This is a genomic window from Micromonospora sp. NPDC048843 (assembly GCF_040649965.1).
Taxonomy (GTDB): Bacteria; Actinomycetota; Actinomycetes; order Mycobacteriales; family Micromonosporaceae; genus Micromonospora; species Micromonospora hortensis.
This window is the reverse complement of sequence record NZ_JBEZGJ010000157.1, coordinates 1-17,300: the sequence shown is the minus strand read 5'-3', so window position 1 is coordinate 17,300 and position 17,300 is coordinate 1. Positions and strand designations below refer to the sequence as shown.

The 17,300-nt window shown below is 70.8% G+C and carries 17 protein-coding genes; 10 read left to right on the top strand and 7 right to left on the bottom strand.

Annotated features, from left to right (window positions below):
• The 7 genes from AB0C20_RS28335 to AB0C20_RS28305 all read left to right on the top strand — a co-directional run.
• Positions 1-1,277 (top strand): SbcC/MukB-like Walker B domain-containing protein (locus AB0C20_RS28335; protein WP_357569085.1); only part of this gene is annotated, 1,277 nt, incomplete at its 5' end.
• Positions 1,240-2,274, top strand: a complete 1,035-nt coding sequence (locus AB0C20_RS28330) for a hypothetical protein (RefSeq protein WP_357182591.1) — start codon at positions 1,240-1,242, stop codon at positions 2,272-2,274. The genes AB0C20_RS28335 and AB0C20_RS28330, both read left to right, overlap by 38 nt.
• 18 nt (positions 2,275-2,292) lie before the next feature.
• Complete coding sequence (locus AB0C20_RS28325; RefSeq protein WP_357182594.1) at positions 2,293-3,150, top strand: fused MFS/spermidine synthase; 858 nt, start codon at positions 2,293-2,295, stop codon at positions 3,148-3,150.
• A 125-nt stretch (positions 3,151-3,275) separates the two neighbouring features.
• Positions 3,276-3,968 (top strand): sigma-70 family RNA polymerase sigma factor, encoded by a 693-nt coding sequence (locus AB0C20_RS28320; RefSeq protein WP_238683305.1) that lies wholly within the window; start codon positions 3,276-3,278, stop codon positions 3,966-3,968.
• The gene (locus AB0C20_RS28315; RefSeq protein WP_357182598.1) at positions 3,965-4,744 is read left to right on the top strand and encodes a zf-HC2 domain-containing protein; all 780 of its coding nucleotides are present in this window, start codon (positions 3,965-3,967) and stop codon (positions 4,742-4,744) included. The genes AB0C20_RS28320 and AB0C20_RS28315 overlap by 4 nt, the downstream gene beginning before the upstream one ends.
• A 205-nt stretch (positions 4,745-4,949) precedes the next feature.
• A complete protein-coding gene (locus tag AB0C20_RS28310) occupies positions 4,950-5,597 on the top strand; it encodes a hypothetical protein (protein WP_238678867.1) in 648 nt (215 codons plus the stop codon).
• Between the two features lie 139 nt (positions 5,598-5,736).
• Complete coding sequence (locus AB0C20_RS28305) at positions 5,737-6,657, top strand: DNA-3-methyladenine glycosylase 2 family protein (RefSeq protein ID WP_357182602.1); 921 nt, start codon at positions 5,737-5,739, stop codon at positions 6,655-6,657.
• Positions 6,658-6,678: 21 nt separating this feature from the next.
• On the opposite strand, the gene AB0C20_RS28300 is transcribed toward AB0C20_RS28305, so the two are convergent.
• A complete protein-coding gene (locus AB0C20_RS28300; RefSeq protein WP_357182604.1) occupies positions 6,679-7,182 on the bottom strand; it encodes a DUF1990 domain-containing protein in 504 nt (167 codons plus the stop codon).
• A 103-nt stretch (positions 7,183-7,285) separates the two neighbouring features.
• On the opposite strand from AB0C20_RS28300, the gene AB0C20_RS28295 reads away from it, so the two are divergent.
• Complete coding sequence (locus AB0C20_RS28295; protein WP_357182606.1) at positions 7,286-7,780, top strand: GNAT family N-acetyltransferase; 495 nt, start codon at positions 7,286-7,288, stop codon at positions 7,778-7,780.
• On the opposite strand, the gene AB0C20_RS28290 is transcribed toward AB0C20_RS28295, so the two are convergent.
• A complete protein-coding gene (locus AB0C20_RS28290; protein ID WP_357182609.1) occupies positions 7,755-8,216 on the bottom strand; it encodes an SRPBCC family protein in 462 nt (153 codons plus the stop codon). The genes AB0C20_RS28295 and AB0C20_RS28290 overlap by 26 nt on opposite strands.
• Before the next feature lie 123 nt (positions 8,217-8,339).
• Complete coding sequence (locus AB0C20_RS28285; RefSeq protein WP_124858806.1) at positions 8,340-8,552, bottom strand: hypothetical protein; 213 nt, start codon at positions 8,550-8,552, stop codon at positions 8,340-8,342.
• A gap of 135 nt (positions 8,553-8,687) precedes the next feature.
• Here AB0C20_RS28285 and AB0C20_RS28280 point away from each other — a divergent pair, with 135 nt between their 5' ends.
• Both AB0C20_RS28280 and AB0C20_RS28275 read left to right on the top strand, forming a co-directional pair.
• Positions 8,688-9,803, top strand: a complete 1,116-nt coding sequence (locus AB0C20_RS28280) for an ATP-dependent DNA ligase (protein ID WP_357569084.1) — start codon at positions 8,688-8,690, stop codon at positions 9,801-9,803.
• A 58-nt stretch (positions 9,804-9,861) separates the two neighbouring features.
• A complete protein-coding gene (locus tag AB0C20_RS28275; RefSeq protein WP_357569086.1) occupies positions 9,862-11,433 on the top strand; it encodes an alpha/beta hydrolase in 1,572 nt (523 codons plus the stop codon).
• On the opposite strand, the gene AB0C20_RS28270 is transcribed toward AB0C20_RS28275, so the two are convergent.
• From AB0C20_RS28270 to AB0C20_RS28255, 4 genes are all read right to left on the bottom strand, one after another.
• Entirely contained in the window at positions 11,360-11,872 is a 513-nt protein-coding gene (locus AB0C20_RS28270) for a potassium channel family protein (RefSeq protein WP_357182617.1), read from the bottom strand. The two genes, AB0C20_RS28275 and AB0C20_RS28270, sit on opposite strands and share 74 nt — an antisense overlap.
• A gap of 133 nt (positions 11,873-12,005) precedes the next feature.
• On the bottom strand, positions 12,006-12,338 hold the full coding sequence (locus AB0C20_RS28265) for a hypothetical protein (protein ID WP_357182620.1): 333 nt from the start codon (positions 12,336-12,338) through the stop codon (positions 12,006-12,008).
• Between the two features lie 11 nt (positions 12,339-12,349).
• A complete protein-coding gene (locus AB0C20_RS28260; RefSeq protein ID WP_357182624.1) occupies positions 12,350-12,622 on the bottom strand; it encodes a hypothetical protein in 273 nt (90 codons plus the stop codon).
• The coding region (locus AB0C20_RS28255; protein ID WP_357569083.1) for a polymorphic toxin-type HINT domain-containing protein at positions 12,615-17,300 on the bottom strand (4,686 nt) is incomplete at its 5' end. The genes AB0C20_RS28255 and AB0C20_RS28260, both read right to left, overlap by 8 nt.

Below are 17,300 nucleotides of genomic sequence, written 5' to 3'. Positions count from 1 at the left end.
CTGCTCATCCTGGACGAGCCGACCGCGGTGCTCACCCCGCAGGAGACCGAGGAGTTGCTGACGGTCATGCGGTCGCTCAAGGCGGCCGCACCAACCTGGGCAAGGCCGCGCGGGCCGCGACAAAGGCCGCGCAGGCGACGGTGCAGCAGCGGGACACGGCGGCGCGGGAGCTGGAGCGGCTGCTGGTGCAGGCGCGAGCCCGGCAGGAGCATTTGGAGGCCCGGCTGGCCGAGTTGGACGGGCAGCTCTCGGGTGCGGCCGAGCCGGCCGTGTTGAGCCGGGAGTTGGCCGAGCACGCCCGGTTGCGGGGCGCGCTGGAGGAGGCGGCGACAGCGGTCCGGGCCGGCCGCGAGACCGCTCGACAGGCCCGGGCCGCTGTGGACGCCGCCGAGGAGCGGCTGCGGTCGGCGTGGCGGGCCTTTGACGCCGCCCGTGACGGGTTGGCCCGGTTCGGCCCACCGGCGACCGACCGGGACGACGTGGCTGCCGCGTGGGGGGCGCTGACCGAGTGGGCTACCACCGAGGCGGAGCGCCGCCGCGCCGAGCGGGCCGGTCGGGCCGCCGCCGTGGCGGAGGCCGAGTCGGTGGCCGACGGGGTTCAGCTGGCCATCGCGGGCATCTTCGCCGCCGCCGAGGTGCCGGTCGGGGACGACCCGGTGCACGCGGCGACGGTGGCGGTGGAGCGGGCCGACGCCGACCGGCGGCGGCTGCACGAGCGTCGCGAGCAGGCCGGGACGTTGCGCGAGCAGCGGGCGGGGCACGAGCGGGAGGCGCAGGTGGCGCGCGCGCTCGCCGGGCACCTGCGGGCCAACAACTTCGAGCGGTGGTTGCTGGCCGAGGCGCTGGACCTGCTGGTCGACGGCGCGTCGGGGATCCTGCGCGAGTTGTCTTCCGGGCAGTACGAGCTGGTGCACGACAAGGGCGAGTTCGTGGTGGTCGACCACCACGACGCGGGGCTGCGTCGCGGCGTGCGCACCCTCTCCGGGGGTGAGACGTTCCAGGCGTCGCTGGCACTGGCGTTGGCGCTCTCCGAGCAGTTGGCGGGGATGTCCACCACGGCGGCGAGCCTGGAGTCGATCGTCCTGGACGAGGGTTTCGGCACGCTCGACGCCGCCACCCTGGACACGGTGGCCGCGACACTGGAAAACCTGGCGGCCCGGGGCGATCGGATGGTCGGCGTGGTCACCCACGTGCCGGCGTTGGCCGAGCGGATCCCGGTCCGCTTCGAGGTGCGCAAGGATGCTCGGTCCGCGCGCGTGGAGCGGACGGGCCGGTGAGCGCGAGGAGTGCAGCGCGGATGGGACGGTCCGGCCGGTGAGTGACGCCGCGTTCTTCGTGGATTCGTGGGATCCGGCGTACGGGGCGTCGTTCGAGGCGTCCGCCGCCGGGCCGGCCGCGCCGAGCAGCGCCCAGGTCGACGCGGATGTGGAGTTGCCCGCCGTGGACTGGCGGGCCATCGGGGTACGCCCGGGGGTGCGGGCGCCCGACGTGGTGTTGCTGGTCGACGGGGTTCGCCGCATCGACGCGAGCATCTGGACGGCGGAGACCGACGGCCTGTCGTTCCCCGGGTTGGCCGCCTCGTACGCGGCCGGCGTGGTCCGGTGTGACCTGGGGCGGGGTGCGGCGCAGTTGGCGGGCACACGGGTTGCTCGGGGCCTGTTCACGGCGAGCCCGTCGGCGCAGGATGTGGTGGCGGGTGCGATCCGTTACCCGGTGCACCGGGTGGGTGGCACCGGTGAGCTGGCGAAACTGCCGGCCGCCGTTCAGGGCCCGCTGACCGCGTTGGAGGTGGCGGTGTCCGACGCCGCCCGGGTCGACGGTGACCTGTTGGTGGTGGACGGCCCGCTGCGCAGTCGTCGGCAGTTGCCGCGCACCCTGGGCTACATCAAGACGCAGCACAGTCAGTACCTGGATGCCCGGCTGACCGCTGTGGTGACGGGTATGGCGTCGGGTGAGCGCTCCCCGGTGTTCCGGCTCGGCACCGCCTGGGGTGGTTGGTCGTGGTATTTGCGGCTGCCGGTGGCGATCGGCGCGCCGTGGGCGGGCGTCGTTCGGGTGGAGTGCTCTGCCGACCTGCCCGTCGAGGCGGCGATCGAGCTGGCCGACCTGTCGCTGGTTACCCTGCCGCGTTTCGCTTCCACCCCGTACAAGGATCCGCGGGCCCCGCAGAACCTGATCCCGATCGCCGGCCTGGAGCGCCGGCTGCGGGCCCTGCTCGGCGATTCCCGGCTGCTGCACCGTGCGTTGACCGCCGCGGCCCGCGCCGCCCGATGAGCGCGGATACTGGTTCCGGTGGGGCGTAAACGGGCTGGTGACCGGGTGGTCGAGCAGGTGGACACCGGGCTGGCGGAGCTGGTGCCTGATCCGGACCGGGCCGGCTCGTGGACGCTGCTGCTGGACGGCGCGCCGCAGTCGCACGTCGACCTGACCGACCCCACCCACCTCGAGTTCGAGTACGTGCGACGGTTGGCCGCCGCCGTGGATCTGATCGCGCCGGCCGGTGCGCCGCTACGCGTGCTGCATCTGGGTGGCGGCGCGCTGACCCTGCCCCGGTACGTCTCCGCCACCCGACCCGGATCTACCCAGCGGGTGTCCGAGGTGGACGGTGCGCTGGTGGAGCTGGTCCGTCGGGCGTTGCCGTGGCCGTCCGACGCCCGGTTGCGGGTCCGGGTGGAGGACGCCCGGGCGGTGCTGGCGTCCACCCGGGAGGCCAGCTACGACGTGGTGGTGGCCGACGTGTTCGCCGGTGCGCGTACGCCGGCCCACCTCACGTCGGTGGAGTACGCGGCCGAGGTGGCAAGGGTGCTCCGCCCCGCTGGTTGGTACCTGGCGAACCTGGCCGACGGCCCGCCGCTGCGGCACGCCCGTGGGCAGGTCGCCACCGTCCGTTCGGTGCTGCCGCAGGCATGTCTGGTCGGGGACGCGGCGGTGCTGCGTGGGCGCCGGTACGGCAATCTGGTGCTGGTCGCCGGGCGGTCCACACCGCCGGTGCCGGCGCTGACCAGACGCGCTGCCGGCGACTGGTTCCCCGGCCGGGTGGTGGCCGGCGACGACCTGGACCGCTTCGTCGGTGGCGCGCAGGTGGTGCGGGACGCCGACGCGACCGGCTCCGATCCGCCACCGCCGGGGCTGTTCTCGGTGCGCCGCTGACCGTCCACTCGGCAGCGGCGGGGAAGTTTTTTGGTCGTTTGTTGATCCGCTGGGGCCGGCGCTGCGTACCACCGGGCGGCCCACCTCGTGGGCCGGCGTTGGTCACGGACATCCCGGAGGTCTGCATGCACGCGGTGGCGGCCGGTTGGCATGGCGACGCGGTACGCGCTGACTGGTTGTCGGCGCGACCCTCGTCACGGTCAACCTCGTCTGCCCGGGGGGTCGACTCGCGGGCGACGCCTCGCCAGAATGGTCCGGTGACGCCGCGACCGGCGCCCGGGCGCCATCAGGCGACGACAACCGAGGCCAGCCACTCCGACCAGTTGATCCGTCAGCTCTATGCCGAGCACGCCGGCCCGTTGCTGATGTTCGTCATGCGCCTCACCGGTGGGGACCGGCAGCGCGCGGAGGACATCGTCCAGGAGACGCTGCTGCGGGCCTGGCGCAACGCGCACCGCCTGGGCACCCAGGGGCAGGGTTCGCTGCGGCCGTGGTTGGTCACCGTGGCCCGCCGCATCGCCATCGACGAGCACCGCAGCCAGGAGGCCCGGCCGCCGGAGACGTACGACCGGGACCTCACCGCGTTCGCCGAGGCGGACAGCACCGACCGGGTGCTGCGGACCATGACGGTGGCGGACGCGCTGCGTACGCTCAGTCAGTCGCACCGGGAGATCCTGATCTCGACGTACTTCCGGGGGCGGACGGTGCCGGAGGCCGCCGAGGAGTTGGGCCTGCCGCTCGGCACCGCCAAGTCGAGGGTCTACTACGCGCTGCGCGCGCTGCGCACGGCTCTGCAGGAGCGGGGGGTGACAGAATGAGCCGGCCGGACCACATGGACGTCGCGGCGTACGCGCTCGGTGTGCTCGACGAGCAGGACACTGAGCGGTTCGAGGAGCATCTCGCCACCTGCTGGGCGTGCGCGGCCGAGTTGGAGACGATGGTGCCGGTGGTCGGGCTGCTGTCCGACATCGACGGCGAGACGATGATGGCGCTGGAGCAGACGGCGACCGACCCGGCCCTGCTGGACCGGACGCTCGGCGCGGTCCGGGCCGACCGGCGGCGTACCCGGTTTCGTCACATGCTCGCGACGGCCGCCGCTGTGGTGGTCTTCGGCGGTCTGACCGGGTACGGCTTCGTCAGCGTGACCGGCAACGACCAACCGCCGGGGGTGCTCGCCGAGTCGACGCCGAGCGCGCCCGCCCCGCCGACGAGCGTGCCGACGGCCGCGCCGAGCGGCCCGGGTGTGGGCGGCACCGAGGTGGAGGGCGACCAGGTCGAGGCGACCGACCCGACCACCGGTGTGCAGACCACCATGTTCCTGGTGACCAAGGACTACGGCACCCGGATCAATTTCAGCCTGCGGAAGCTGCCCGGCCCACGTATCTGCCGACTGGTGGTGGTGCGCAAGAACGCCACCACCGAGGTCATCTCGACCTGGTCGGTGCCGGAGGGCGGCTATGGCACCAACACCCGGCCGCAGGGTCTCGAACTGAGCGCCTCTACGTCGGCTCTGCCGAAGGACATCAAGCAGCTCCAGGTGCAGTCGGTGGATGCCAACGGCGTGGCGAGTCCGCTGGTCACCGTACCCATGTAAGCGCGCTTACCGCATCGGCGCCGGTCATTGTCACAATGGCCGGCGCCGATCCGTCGTTGAGGCGGAGGGTCCCCTCGCGGGGGCGTACGCATGGTGGCCCGAAACGGTTCAATCGGTTTACGTGAAATTGACCACTGTTACTACTTCAACCTTGACAGCCCTCCCGCCGTACCTATGGGTGAACTGTCAAGAATGAGGAGGGCACGTGGCACAGATGAAGCGGACCGTCATCGTCGCGAGCGCGATGGTCGCACTAACGGCCTGCGCTCCCGCGGGTTACGACGGGGCGAACTCGAGCGCGGCCGAGCCGGTCGCCGTCGCCGCGGCCGAGCCCACCGCGACGGTTGAACCTGAGGCCTCGGCTTCCCCGGAGGCGCCCGCCGCCGACGCCCCGCCCGCGGACGTCGACCTGACGGAGAAGTTGGTCGGTAAGAGTGTCGCCCGGATGGGCAAGGTGGTCACCGACCAGGACGGCTGGATCCTGTACCGCTTCGACAAGGACACCGCCGACCCGCCGTCGTCGAACTGCGTCGACAAGTGCGCCGAGGTGTGGCCCCCGGCACTGACCGACGGCAACCCGGAGCTCACCGGCGTCTCCGACGACAAGGTCGGCAGCGTGACCCGGCAGGACGGCACCCGTCAGCTCACCATCGCCGGCTGGCCGGTCTACCGCTACATCGGTGACAAGAAGCCCGGCCAGTGGAAGGGCCAGGCTGTCGGTGGCACCTGGTTCGTGGTCCAGCCGGACGGCAAGAAGAACCTGAGCTGCCTGCCCAAGGGCACGCCCAAGGCTGTCGCACCGCCGGCGGACAGCGGCTCGAACGACGCCGGCGGCTCGGGCTACTCGTACTGAGCCTGGTCGCCAACGAGGGCACGGTGGTCGGTCGTCGCCGGGGAGGGCGCGACCGGCCACCGCCGTGTCCGGGGTGGGTTCTCCGGCCAGACCGGTACGGCGGTCGCCAGCACCCACCCTGACCTGGCAGAGTGGCGGGGTGACCGCTACCGAACCCGCCGCGACCAGGGTGCTGCGCCCACCGGTCGGCTATCGGCTGACCGCCTCGGTCCGCGCGCTCACCTTCAGCCCGTACGACCCGTGCGCCCGGGTGGCTGCCGGCACCTTCTGGTGGGCCACCCGCACCCCGGACGGTCCGGCCACGCTCGCGCTGCGACCGGCCGGCGGCGAGTTGCTCGCCGAGGGGTACGGGCCCGGCGCGGAGCACGTCCTCGCCCGCGCCGACGCGATCGCCGGGCTGCGTGACGACCTGACCGGCTTCACCGAACTGGCAGCGGCGCACCCGCTGGTCGCACGGCTGGCCCGGGAGCACCGGGGCCTCCGGATGCCCGCCACCGGGGAGGTCTTCCCCCGACTTCTGCGCGCGGTCTTCGAGCAGAAGGTCACCGGCAAGGAGGCCTACCGGGCGTACTCGGCGATGGTGCGGCACTTCCGGGAGCCGGCTCCCGGCCCGTTGCAGCCGCTGCTCCTGCCGCCCGAGTCAGCCACAGTGGCCGCGGCCCCGTACTGGGTGTTCCACCCGTTCGGGGTGGAGCAGCGCAGAGCTGACACGCTCCGTCGCGCCGCGGCGCTCGCCGACCGGCTGGAGCGCAGCACCGACTCCGCCGACGCCACCCGCCGGCTGACCGCGATCCCCGGCATCGGCCCGTGGACGGCCGCGGAGGTGGTGCGGATCGCGTACGGCGACCCGGACGCTGTCAGCGTCGGCGACTACCACATCCCGAACACCGTGGCCTGGGCGCTCGCCAGCGAACCGAGGGGCGACGACGCCCGGATGATGGCCCTGCTGGAGCCGTTCCGGGGTCACCGGGGCCGGGTGTGTCTGCTGCTGGAGGCGGCCGGCATCCGGGCACCGAAGTACGGCCCGCGCGCCCCGATCCGCTCGTTCGCCCGATTCTGAGTCGCTCCGGCGCCAGGGTGTTCAGCGACCCACGCAGAGCCGGCGCAGGGTACGGCCGAGCCACCAGGCGTACGTGTGCTGCACCGCCCGAACCGCAGGGCCTCCGGCGCGGGTGAACCAGCGGTCCGGAAGGCTGAACGCGCGGACCTCGAACCAGACCGCGCCGGCGTCGTCGCGGACGACCTCGAACGCCTCCTCGCCCCGCTCCGGATGGCCGTGCAGGGTGCCGTAGCCGAAACCGGCGAGCGTGGGCGAGTCCGCGCTCCAGACCACCTGGCACGGCCCCCAGACGCGGGCCGGGCCGACGCCTAGGCCGGAGGTCACCAGCGCACCGGTGATGGCCCGCGGCGAATCGGTGCGGATCCGGACGCCGGCGGCGCGGTGCAGCCGCCAGCTCAGCACCGCGTCGGCGGCGGTCTCGAAGCAGCCGCCGGGCAACGGATACCGGTGGCGCAGGTGGTGGTACCCGCCGGGCAGCGGCCCGTGCCGGGTCGACCCCACCTCCGGGTACGTCAGCTCGGCCACCGTTGCCCCCTCGACCTCGACCTCGACCGGACACGGGTCAGGGTACGGCCGGCGCGGTCGGGCCGCCCGTCGATGGCACCGGCGGCTGTGGTGTGCTGCCCCGATGAACGCCGAGGCGAGCATCGTTCCGGCCGGTGTCGTGGACGCCGGCGAGATCCTCACCGTGCAGCGCGCCGCGTACCTGAGCGAGGCGCAGCACTACGCCGATCCGTTCCTGCCTCCGCTGACCGAGACGTTGGACGAGGTAGTGACGGTGCTGACCGGCCCGAGCATCGTGCTCGTCGCCCGGTTGGGGCACCGGCTGGTCGGCTCGGTGCGGGCCCACCTGGACGGGGACACCGCGCACGTCGGCCGCCTCTCGGTCGCCCCGGACCAGCAGGGGCGGGGTGTCGGGGCGCAACTGCTCACCGCCGTCGAGCGGGCCTGCGCCGGCCGGGCGGCCCGCTTCACCCTGTTCACCGGCGCGGACAGCGCACGCAACCTGCGGTTGTACCAGCGGCACGGCTACCGGATCGTGGCGCACCGCCCGGACCCGAACGGCATCTCGTTGGCCGTGCTGGAGAAGCCGGCCGTCAGCTCCGCTCGCAGCGACGCCTGAGCCCGTCGGCCTCCATCCGCACGTAGCGGCGGAACAGCCCGCCGTAGAGCCAGCCGATCAGGCCGGCCAGCGGGCCGGACTGGTTGATGACCAACTCGACGCGGGTACGCCCGTCGGGCAGCGGCAGCAGCCGGTGCTCCCCCGTGGTCCGCACGCCCGGCGCCTCGGAGGCCCAGACGAACTCCCGCCCCTCGGTCAGCTCGGTGACCCGCCAGAGGGCCGGCCGCAGCTTCGGCTGGGTCAGTCGTGCTGTCGCGCCGACGTCCAGCGGCCCCGGCTCCCCCCGCTCGGCCCGGGTCACCGAGTCCGTCCACTCGGGCCAGCGGGGTACGTCGACAAGCACCGCCCAGACCTGCTCGGCATCCGCGGCGATCTCGGTATCGGCCTCGAACCGCATGGTGTTCCCCTCCCCGGCGGCGCCGCTCGGCACCGCCACGGGTGCAGACGAGGCCGCCGGGAGCATTGTGACAGCGACGTTCAACGCCGTCCGTCCATCCTCAGTGGAGGTACTCGGGCCCGGCGCCGGGCAGTTCCCGGCCGCACCCCGCGGCCGCGCGGATCAGGCGGCCTCGCGCAGGTCGGCCAGGGTGAGCGGGGTACGCCGACGCAACAGCTCCTCCAGCTCGGGCACCGAGCCGACCTCGCCGAGCACGTTCCGGCCGCCGCCGAACCGCTCCGGGTAGCGGCGGGTCAGCCGGAACCGGTAGCGGCCCCGGATCAGCTCGACGCTCACCCGCCACCGCCCGCAGCAGTCACAGACCCACTCGGACACCTCGCGAAAGTAGCTCTGACCTGGGGTTATTCGATTCGCCCGGTGGGGACGAGCGACGCGTAGGGGGACACGCCGCCCCGCCATCCACGGTGATCTGCCTCACGACTGTCGGCACCGTCTGATTGACTGGTCGGCGTGGACCTGCCGATCAACCCGCCGGTCGAGCCGATGCTGGCCAAGAGCGTTCCCAAGCTGCCCACCACGCCCGGGGTGACCTACGAGCCCAAGTGGGACGGGTTCCGGTGCATCGTGTTCCGCGACGGCGACGAGGTCGAGTTGTCCAGCCGGGGCGGCAAGTCGATGACCCGCTACTTCCCCGAGGTGGTCGAGCAGGCCCGCCGGCAGTTGCCGGAGCGCTGCGCTGTCGACGGGGAGTTGATCGTGATTCGGCGCGACGGGCCGAGCGGCCAGCCCCGGCTGGATTTCGAGCTGCTGGCCCAGCGCGTCCACCCGGCCGCGTCCCGGGTGAAGATGCTGGCCGAGACCACCCCGGCCGACTTCGTCGCGTTCGACCTGCTGGCGATCGGTGACGAGGCACTGCTGGACCAGCCCTACCCGCGCCGCCGGGAGCGGCTGGTCGAGGCGCTGGCCGGGGTGCGCCCGCCGGTGCACGTCACCCAGGTCACCACCGACCCGGACACCGCGCGCCGCTGGTTCGACGTCTTCGAGGGCGCCGGGCTGGACGGTTTGATCGTCAAGCCGGCCGACCTGCCGTACTCGCCGGGCAAGCGACTGATGTTCAAGGTCAAGCATGCCCGCACCGCGGACGCGGTGGTGGCCGGCTTCCGCTGGCACAAGTCCGGCCCGGTGGTGGGCTCACTGCTGCTCGGCCTGTACGACGACGCCGGAGTCCTGCACCACGTGGGCGTGAGCGCGTCGTTCAGCATGGCCCGCCGCGCCGAGCTGCTCGACGAACTGGCGCCCTATCGGGACACCGGCGGCGAGCACCCGTGGGTGCACGGCGACCACGAGCGCGGCCAACGCATCCCGGGTGGGGTCAGCCGCTGGACGGGCACGAAGAACCTGGAGTGGGAGCCGGTGCGCCCCGAGTTGGTGGTCGAGGTGGGCTACGACGCCATGGAGGGCGAACGGTTCCGGCACACCGCGCAGTTCGTTCGGTGGCGGCCGGACCGCGACCCCCGATCCTGCCGCTACGACCAGCTTGAGCGGCCGATCCGCTTCGACGTGGACCAGGTACTGCGCGGCGATCCGACGGCCACCGTGGACCGAGCCGCCACCGGCTCGGCGTAGCCTGGCCGTCGACCCGATTCCGGAGGACCACGTGACCCGCACCGCCGACCAGCCTCGGATGGCGTCCAGCCGCCGGGTCCGTCGCACTCTGGCCGCCTTCGTCGTCGCCGCGCTGCTGACCGCCGGCTGCACGCTGCCGGCGTTCGCGCCGCGCACCGAGGTGGAGGGCGCGGCAGCCCCGACCGGCAGCGCACCGAACTGGAAGCCCTGCCCGGAGGTGCCCGACGAGTTGGTCGGGCGGGGCGCACCGAACATGCGCTACGAGTGCACCCGGATCGCGGTGCCCCGTGACTGGGGCACCGGCGGCGGGGCGAGCGCCGGCCCGGGCGCCGGGCAGACCTTCGAGATCGCCCTGCTGCGCGCCCGGTCCACCAAGCAGCGCGACCGGGTGGGCTCGTTGGTGATCAACCCGGGTGGTCCGGGTGGGTCCGGTGTCGACACCGCCGTCTACCTCTCCTTCGGCCCCCAGTTCGGCGGGCTGCCCGCCTCGATCACCGAGCGCTTCGACATCGTCGGCTTCGACCCGCGTGGGGTCTCCCGGTCCAGCCCGGTCAAGTGCATCTCCGACGCCGACCTGAACGCCAGCTTCGGTTTCGACCCGGACCCGGCGAGCCAGTCGGCATTCGACGGCTTCGTCGGTCTCAGCCAGCGGATCGGGCGCGGCTGTGGCGACCGCTACGGCGACCAGTTGCCGCTGTACGGCACCGAGCAGGCCGCCCGCGACATGGACGCGGTACGCGCCGCAGTGGGCGACGACAAGCTGACCTACCTCGGCTACTCGTACGGCACCCTGCTCGGTGCCACGTACGCCCAGCTCTACCCGCAGCGGGTGCGGGCGCTGGTGCTCGACGGCGCCGTCGACCCGCAGCAGCGGCTGGTCGAGGGCTCGGAAAGCCAGGCCCGCGGCTTCGAACGGGCCTTCACCAACTTCACCCGCTGGTGCGCGGCGAACGCCGGCCGCTGCCCGATCGCCCCGGACGCCCGCGCCGCCGTCACCTCGGCCATCGACAAGGCCAAGGTCTCCCCGGTACGCGGCGACGACGGGCGGGAGGCCACCGCCGGCTGGGTGTTCTACGCCGTCATCTCCTCGCTCTACACCGAATCCGGCTGGCAGGAGCTGGCCCAGGCGATCGACAAGCTGGCCGAGGGCGACCCGAAGGACGTGTTCCGACTCGCCGACGCGTACGCCGGCCGGGAGGACAACGGGCACTACTCGAACCTGTTCGACGCCAACCTGGCCATCAACTGCGCCGACGAGACGGAGAAGCCGAGCCGGCAGCAGATCCGGCAGTTGCAGTCCGAGTGGCGCGGGAAATACCCGCTGTTCGGGCCGGCGTTGGCGGTGGGCATGCTGAGCTGCGTCGAGTGGCCGGGCGGGCGGGACCCGTACCCGACCGGCAAGGCGAACGGCGCGCCGCCGATCGTGGTGGTCGGCACCACCGGCGACCCGGCGACACCGTACGAGCAGACCCCACGGCTCGCCTCGATGCTGGGCGTCGGTCGGGTGCTCACCTGGGAGGGCGAGGGACACACCGCCTACCCACAGACCTCCTGCATCACCAACGCCGTCGACGCGTACCTGATCGACCTGACCGTGCCACCGGAGGGGCAGCGCTGCCCGGCCCGCTGACCGGCTGGGTCGGCGGCAGTGGGGGCAGAGCGATCCCCTGCCGGGCGGCCAACTCCTCCAGCAGCGCCCGCATCCGGCGCACGTCGGCCTTGAGCTGCTCCTGCTCCTCATGCTCGAAGGCGTTGTCGTCGACGATCAGCCGGCTCGCGAAGTGCGCGGTGATCAGCGGGATGACCAGCAGGACCATTGTCGAGATGAGCAGCGCCGCCAACGTCCGGCCGGCCCAGGTGGTCGGCGAGATGTCGCCGTACCCGACGGTGGAGGCGGTCACCACCGCCCACCAGACGGCATCGGCCGGGCTGCGCTGCTCGACCTCCCCGTAGATGAAACCGGCCACCACGATCATCAGCAGGTACGAGGTGATCAGCGTGCGGGGCGAGTTGGCGAACCACACCAAAGCCCGGTATATCCACCGGAACGGCAGCAGCAGGAGCTCCATGCCGCCCCATGCTGCCCGTCGCCAGCAAGTTGCGCCGGCCCATCTGCCGCAAACTACCGACACCTGGCTTCTTCCACAGTGGACCTCACGCGGTTGAACGCCTTATCACACCCACGACATGAGATCTCAATGTCTACGTGACAAGACCACGTTCATCATCCACTTTTGCGATGCCGACATAGAACGCCGCGGCCATTGCCGAAAATTCGTTCGGATACGCCGCCATGCGTCGTCGCCCCTCCGTTGACCGCAACCAGGAGATGAGCCGGTCAAGGTACCCCTCGATCGGCCCCTCCCAGTCCGTGAAGTGATCATCCCGCAGGAGCGCCTCCAAGAATGCGAGGAAATCAGCCTCGGACGTCACCGTCTCGCTCAGCCGATCGAACTCGCCAGCAGCCTGCCCGGTCGACCCGAGGAAGTGGTCGATTTCCGAATTTCGTGAATCAGCGCCCAAGGCCCTGATCACCTCCGTTGACTCTACTCGTAGTTCCGTCCGACCCACAGCCAGCCAGCAGTGACAGGAAAACGATCAAGATCATCATATTCATCGTCGAGCATGTCTCGGATAGCTCTGGCGATAGATCCGAGATAGTCCCCTACATTTCGGTTCTCCCACTTCTCCCGCTGTTCCACCAGATCACTCCGTAATGCCACCACGAACTCAATCAGATCGTCGTGCGAGCGCACAGTCTCATCAAGGCCTACGTTCTCGCCCGATGCGTCCAAGAAAAAGCGGTCTACGTCATGCATCCCATCCCAATCTTTTGTGCCATGTCCGCTGCCACTTCGGATTTTTGGTCGAAGATTTGAGCGTGATCCGGTTACCACCATCGATCTCTGTGTTCTTTTTCCACTTCTTCTTCGGGTCGAATCGATCTTTGAAGACCTCACGCCCGGTCGCCCTTTTAGTCCTGATCGGTTTGTTGGCGATCTGATACGCCAGCAGGCGCCGGTTGTCGAGCGTGTACATCTTGCCATTCTCCTCGAAGACGCGAATGGCCGGGATGTTGAGGTTTTTGCCGCGCTTGAGATCCTCGGCCAGCTCGAGCAGTGTTCCCGGGCGATCACTGAACTGGTTTGAGGCCGAGTCCTGGGTGAAATGGATATCCCTCGCGTCCAGCTCACAGATCTCATCCGGACCGCCCTGATTGTGAACGAGGACGTCGGTGTCGCCGACCAGGACGTGATAGGTGTGGATGTCGTCGACAGTGAGGTTGTGCACCGTCGCGACCGCGCCATAGGCGACGACCGCGATGACGCTGACCCGAGCACCGTCCGGGCTCAGTAGCAGGTCACCCTGCCTCAGGTGCTCGGCGCGCAGCCATTCCTGCTGATTGCTGACCCAGAACGGGTGACCGTCGGTGGCGGTCACCGTGCCGTCGGCCATGCCGTCACTGTCGGAGTCGATGCTGATGTCGACCAGCGTTTTCTGCCCGCCGCCGGTGATCAGCGCGGTGACCGGCCGGGCGCCGCCCTTACCGGTCTCCGGGTCCGCCGCCCACACGACGTCGTCGAGGCGAATCTCCTCGATGGCCTTGTAGCTGCCGTCCGCCATCAGGACCTGGGTGCCGGGAAGGAAGCTGTTGCAGCCGCGGGGCGCTTTCCCCTTCACAGCCTTCTTGACCGCGCCGGCGCCACGAGCAGCTGTCTTCGCCTGCCGGACTCCCGGGACCATCGACGCGATACCCATGGCGCAGCCCGCAGTGTCGCCACCCGCGCAGGTCTTCGCGGTGTCGATCGCGCCTGCCACCGCCGACACGGCGGCGGCAGCGGCCGCCACCACCTGGGCCGGTGGTGGCAGTACCGCCGCCACCATGGCTATCCCGCCCGCGACCGCGGAGATCGTGCCCGCGTTGTTGACCACGGTCTTGACCGCCGACTTGGCAGCGCCGGCGACCGCGTTGCCGGCCCGGCTGGCGGCGCTCTTGATCTTTCCGAAGAAGAGGCCGTCCGGGTCGGCGAAGGTGACCGGGTTGTTGTTCGCGTACGCGAACGGGTGCATCCGCTGCGGGTCGTACTCGTCAGTCTCCGGGTCGACGGAGATGAACGCTCCGAGCGCCGCGTCGTAGAAGCGGGCACCCAACAGCGACAGGCCGGTCGGATCGCTGATGCCGCCGACGAAGCCCCGCTGGCCGGAGGGCCAGGTGCCGCCGGTGCCACCCGATCGGGCGTTCCCGAACGGGTCGGAGTATCGGACCGTGTCCACCCGGGTGACCGAGTTGACCGACCAGTGTGCCGAGTCGTGCTGGTCGGCGGCGAGCCAGGTCAGGTCCTTGGGGCCGGTCGCGGTGGACGCGGCCCGAGAGGCGACCGTGTCGCCGGCGTGCTCGTAGTACCGGGTCGCCGTGGTGTCCTGACCTTGGACGACCAGTTCCTGCCCGGCGACGAAGACGGTGGCCTGACCGTTCGGGTCGATCCGGGCGATCCGGTTGCCATCGGCGTCGTAGACCATCCGGGTCGTACCGCCCGGTCCGGTGATCTTCTGGAGTTTGCCCTGGGGGTTCCACTCCAGGTTCTCGGTGACCCCGTCGACCTTGCGGTAGGTGAGGTTGCCCGTGGCATCCCAGTCGTAGTGGTCCACCCGGCTGCCGGTGGTCACGGTCCGAACCGCGTGTGGCTGGGCGGCGTCGGCCGCGGCGTACCCGTAGTCGGAGGCGACACCGGTACGACGGTCGGTGACCGACTTGCGGGAACCGTCCGCGTGGTAGGCGTACGCCTTCCAGTACGGCGACTTACCGCCGATGCCGCCCGCGCTCGGATCCGCGGCACAGGCGGTGGCCGCCTGCGTCCACGCCTGGGTGAGCCGCCTCAACTGGTCGTACTGGAAGCACTGGACGTCACTGTCGCCAGGTCGAGGTTTGTCGTCGTTGTCGAGCGGCGTGTTCGCCATCGACAGGACGTTGCCCTCGGCGTCGTAGTCGTAGGAGAGGGCGGCGACGTTGTTGACCGACGCGTCCCGGTCGAAGTAGAACTCCTTGAGCCGACGGGTCGGGTCGTCGTAGACGTAGGTCTGGTACGCCTGCGGCTTGTTGTCGACCCCGAGGACGCGCTTCAGCACCTCGCCATAGGGCGAGTGGGTTGCGGCGTCGACGTAGACGGTGTTGGTTCCCGACGGGTACGACGTGCCCACGAGCCGGGTGACGTTGCCCAGGTCGTCGTATGTGCGGGCGATGACCTCCCGCTCCAGGGCACCGACCTTGGGAACGCTCATCCGGTCGGGCGATCCGTCTGCCTTGTAGGTGTACGTCGAGACGTACGTCCCGGCCGCCGTCCCCAGACCCGGCATCGCCGGGATGCGCGCCTCCTCGTCGGCGACCTGGTAGGCGTCGCTGTACTCGACGATCTCCCGGACGAACTGGTGTCCGTCGACTGTCGACACCTGCTTGGACAGGTGCCCCTTCGCCACAGTGTCGTACGCCCACTCGGCGGCGAGCTGGCCGTTCACCAGGCGCTTCTTCTGCCGTCCGAGGACGTCGTACTCGGTGGAGACCACGTCGTCGAGGTCGTTCTTCGAGGACGTGACGTCGTCGTTGTTGTCGTAGGTGAGGGTCGTCTCGCCCTTGTCCGGGTCGAGCGTGCGCACCTCCCGGCCGCGCAGGTCGTACCCGTACTGCCAGACCTTGCCGGTCGGGCCGGTCACTGTCGCCAGGTCGCCGCGCGGGGTGTACGTGTACTTCGTGGCGTCGTACCCGCCGCTCGGGGTGAGCCCGTGGAACTGCCGGAGCTCCGTGGTCCGGTCGTGGACGTCGCTGATGGTCGCGGTCGCCGTGCCGCCCCGCGGCGGGGTGACAGCCACCTGCCAGCCGTCCGGGTTGCCGCCGTAGCTGGTGACCGTCGCCCACAACTGGCTGTGGCCCGACCAGGTCCCCTCGTTGACGACCCGTCCGACGGCGTCATGACTCAGGACCGTGCGGACACGGTCCTCGCCCGGGTTCAGTTGCAGCAGCTCGTCACCCGGTGCGCCGGTGACGTACGCCGGACCTGCACGATGCGCCTCCAGGCCCCGGTCGTTGTAACCGGTCGACTCGACCAGGCGCTGCCCAGCGAGGGATGCCTCCTGCGTCTGGACCGGCCGGTACAGCGAGTCGAAGAGCCCGATCTCGGATATGTAGGTCTCGTTGGGTCCGAGTCGCTTGGTGGTGACGGCGAGCGGCCCGTCGGCACGTACCCGGTAGCCGAACTCCAGGTTCGGTGTCTTGGTCGCCTTGGCCCGGCCCGGCAGCCACACCTTGGTGAGCCGCCCCAACGGGTCGTGTGCCAGGTCGGTGCGCTTGTCGTTGGCGTCCACCACCGACGTCGGCTCGGCCCAGGCCGGCTGTTGGGTGGTGGTCGTCTTGTGTTGGAGCGGGTTGAGGGTGACCGTCTGGGTGACCGGCCCCGGGCCCGCGGGTGTGTACGTGGTGGTGGTGACCCCACCCCGGGCGTCCGTCGCACTTCCGATCCGCCCGAGCGCGTCGTAGCTGCTCCGGGAGGTGGTGACGTAGACGGGTCCGCCGTTCCAGGTGTCGAGGGTGTCCTCGCGGGTCACCAGGCCCTTGCTGGGGGCGGAGCCGTGAGTGTCCGAGCCGTCGTGGTAGGTCTTCACGTCGGAGATGACGTCCGCCGGGCGGGTCACCGTCCCGCCGCACTCCTTGGCGACCGTCTCCACCCGGGACACTGCCGCCCGGATCCACGCGGTGCCGTTCTTGGCGTACGTGGTCGTGCTGCAGGTCTCGTCACCGGTACGGTCAATGTCCCCCAGATCGGACACCTCCTCCGGTTGCCCGTCCTTCGTGTCATAGGTGGTGCGGGTCTCCGTCCGCGCCCACTTGTTCGGCGCGAGCAACTTGCGGGTCTTCTCCACCGACGGGCCGGTGAGGTACGCCCGGTCGGTACCACCGGAGTGACTGCGCGCGGCCGTCTGGCGGGTCCAGTACTGCGTGGTGGACGCCTCGACGACGGTCGACCCGTCGAGGGTCGCCTCCTCGAGTGGAGAACCGGCCAGCGCCGCGTGGTCCGAGAACGCGTTGGTCTCGGAGTCGGAAACCTGTACGTTGCGCCGGCCACCGCCTGGCAGCGGCTGGTCGTGCAGGCCCCGGTAGAACCGCTTCTGGGTGGTCAGCGGTACGCCCCGACCCGGCTCACCGACCTTCGTGACCACCTGGGAATAGCCACGCCACTGCCCGTACGTGCGGTGCTTCTTCTTGGCGAACTCGCCGTCGTCGTAGCCCCAGAGGACGGTCGTGCCACCCCCAGCGGTGCTGTACTCGTACTGGGTGGTGATCGCCGGCTGGTCGGCGGTGCGGTCGATCTCGGAGATCTCGGTGACGACGTACTTGTGGAACCAGTCCCGCTTCGGATCCGTGTAGCCATCCGGGGTCCAGTACACGGGGTAACAGAGCCGTGAGTTGGTCTCCGGTGAGCCCGGCAGGTCGTTCAGGTCGCAGTC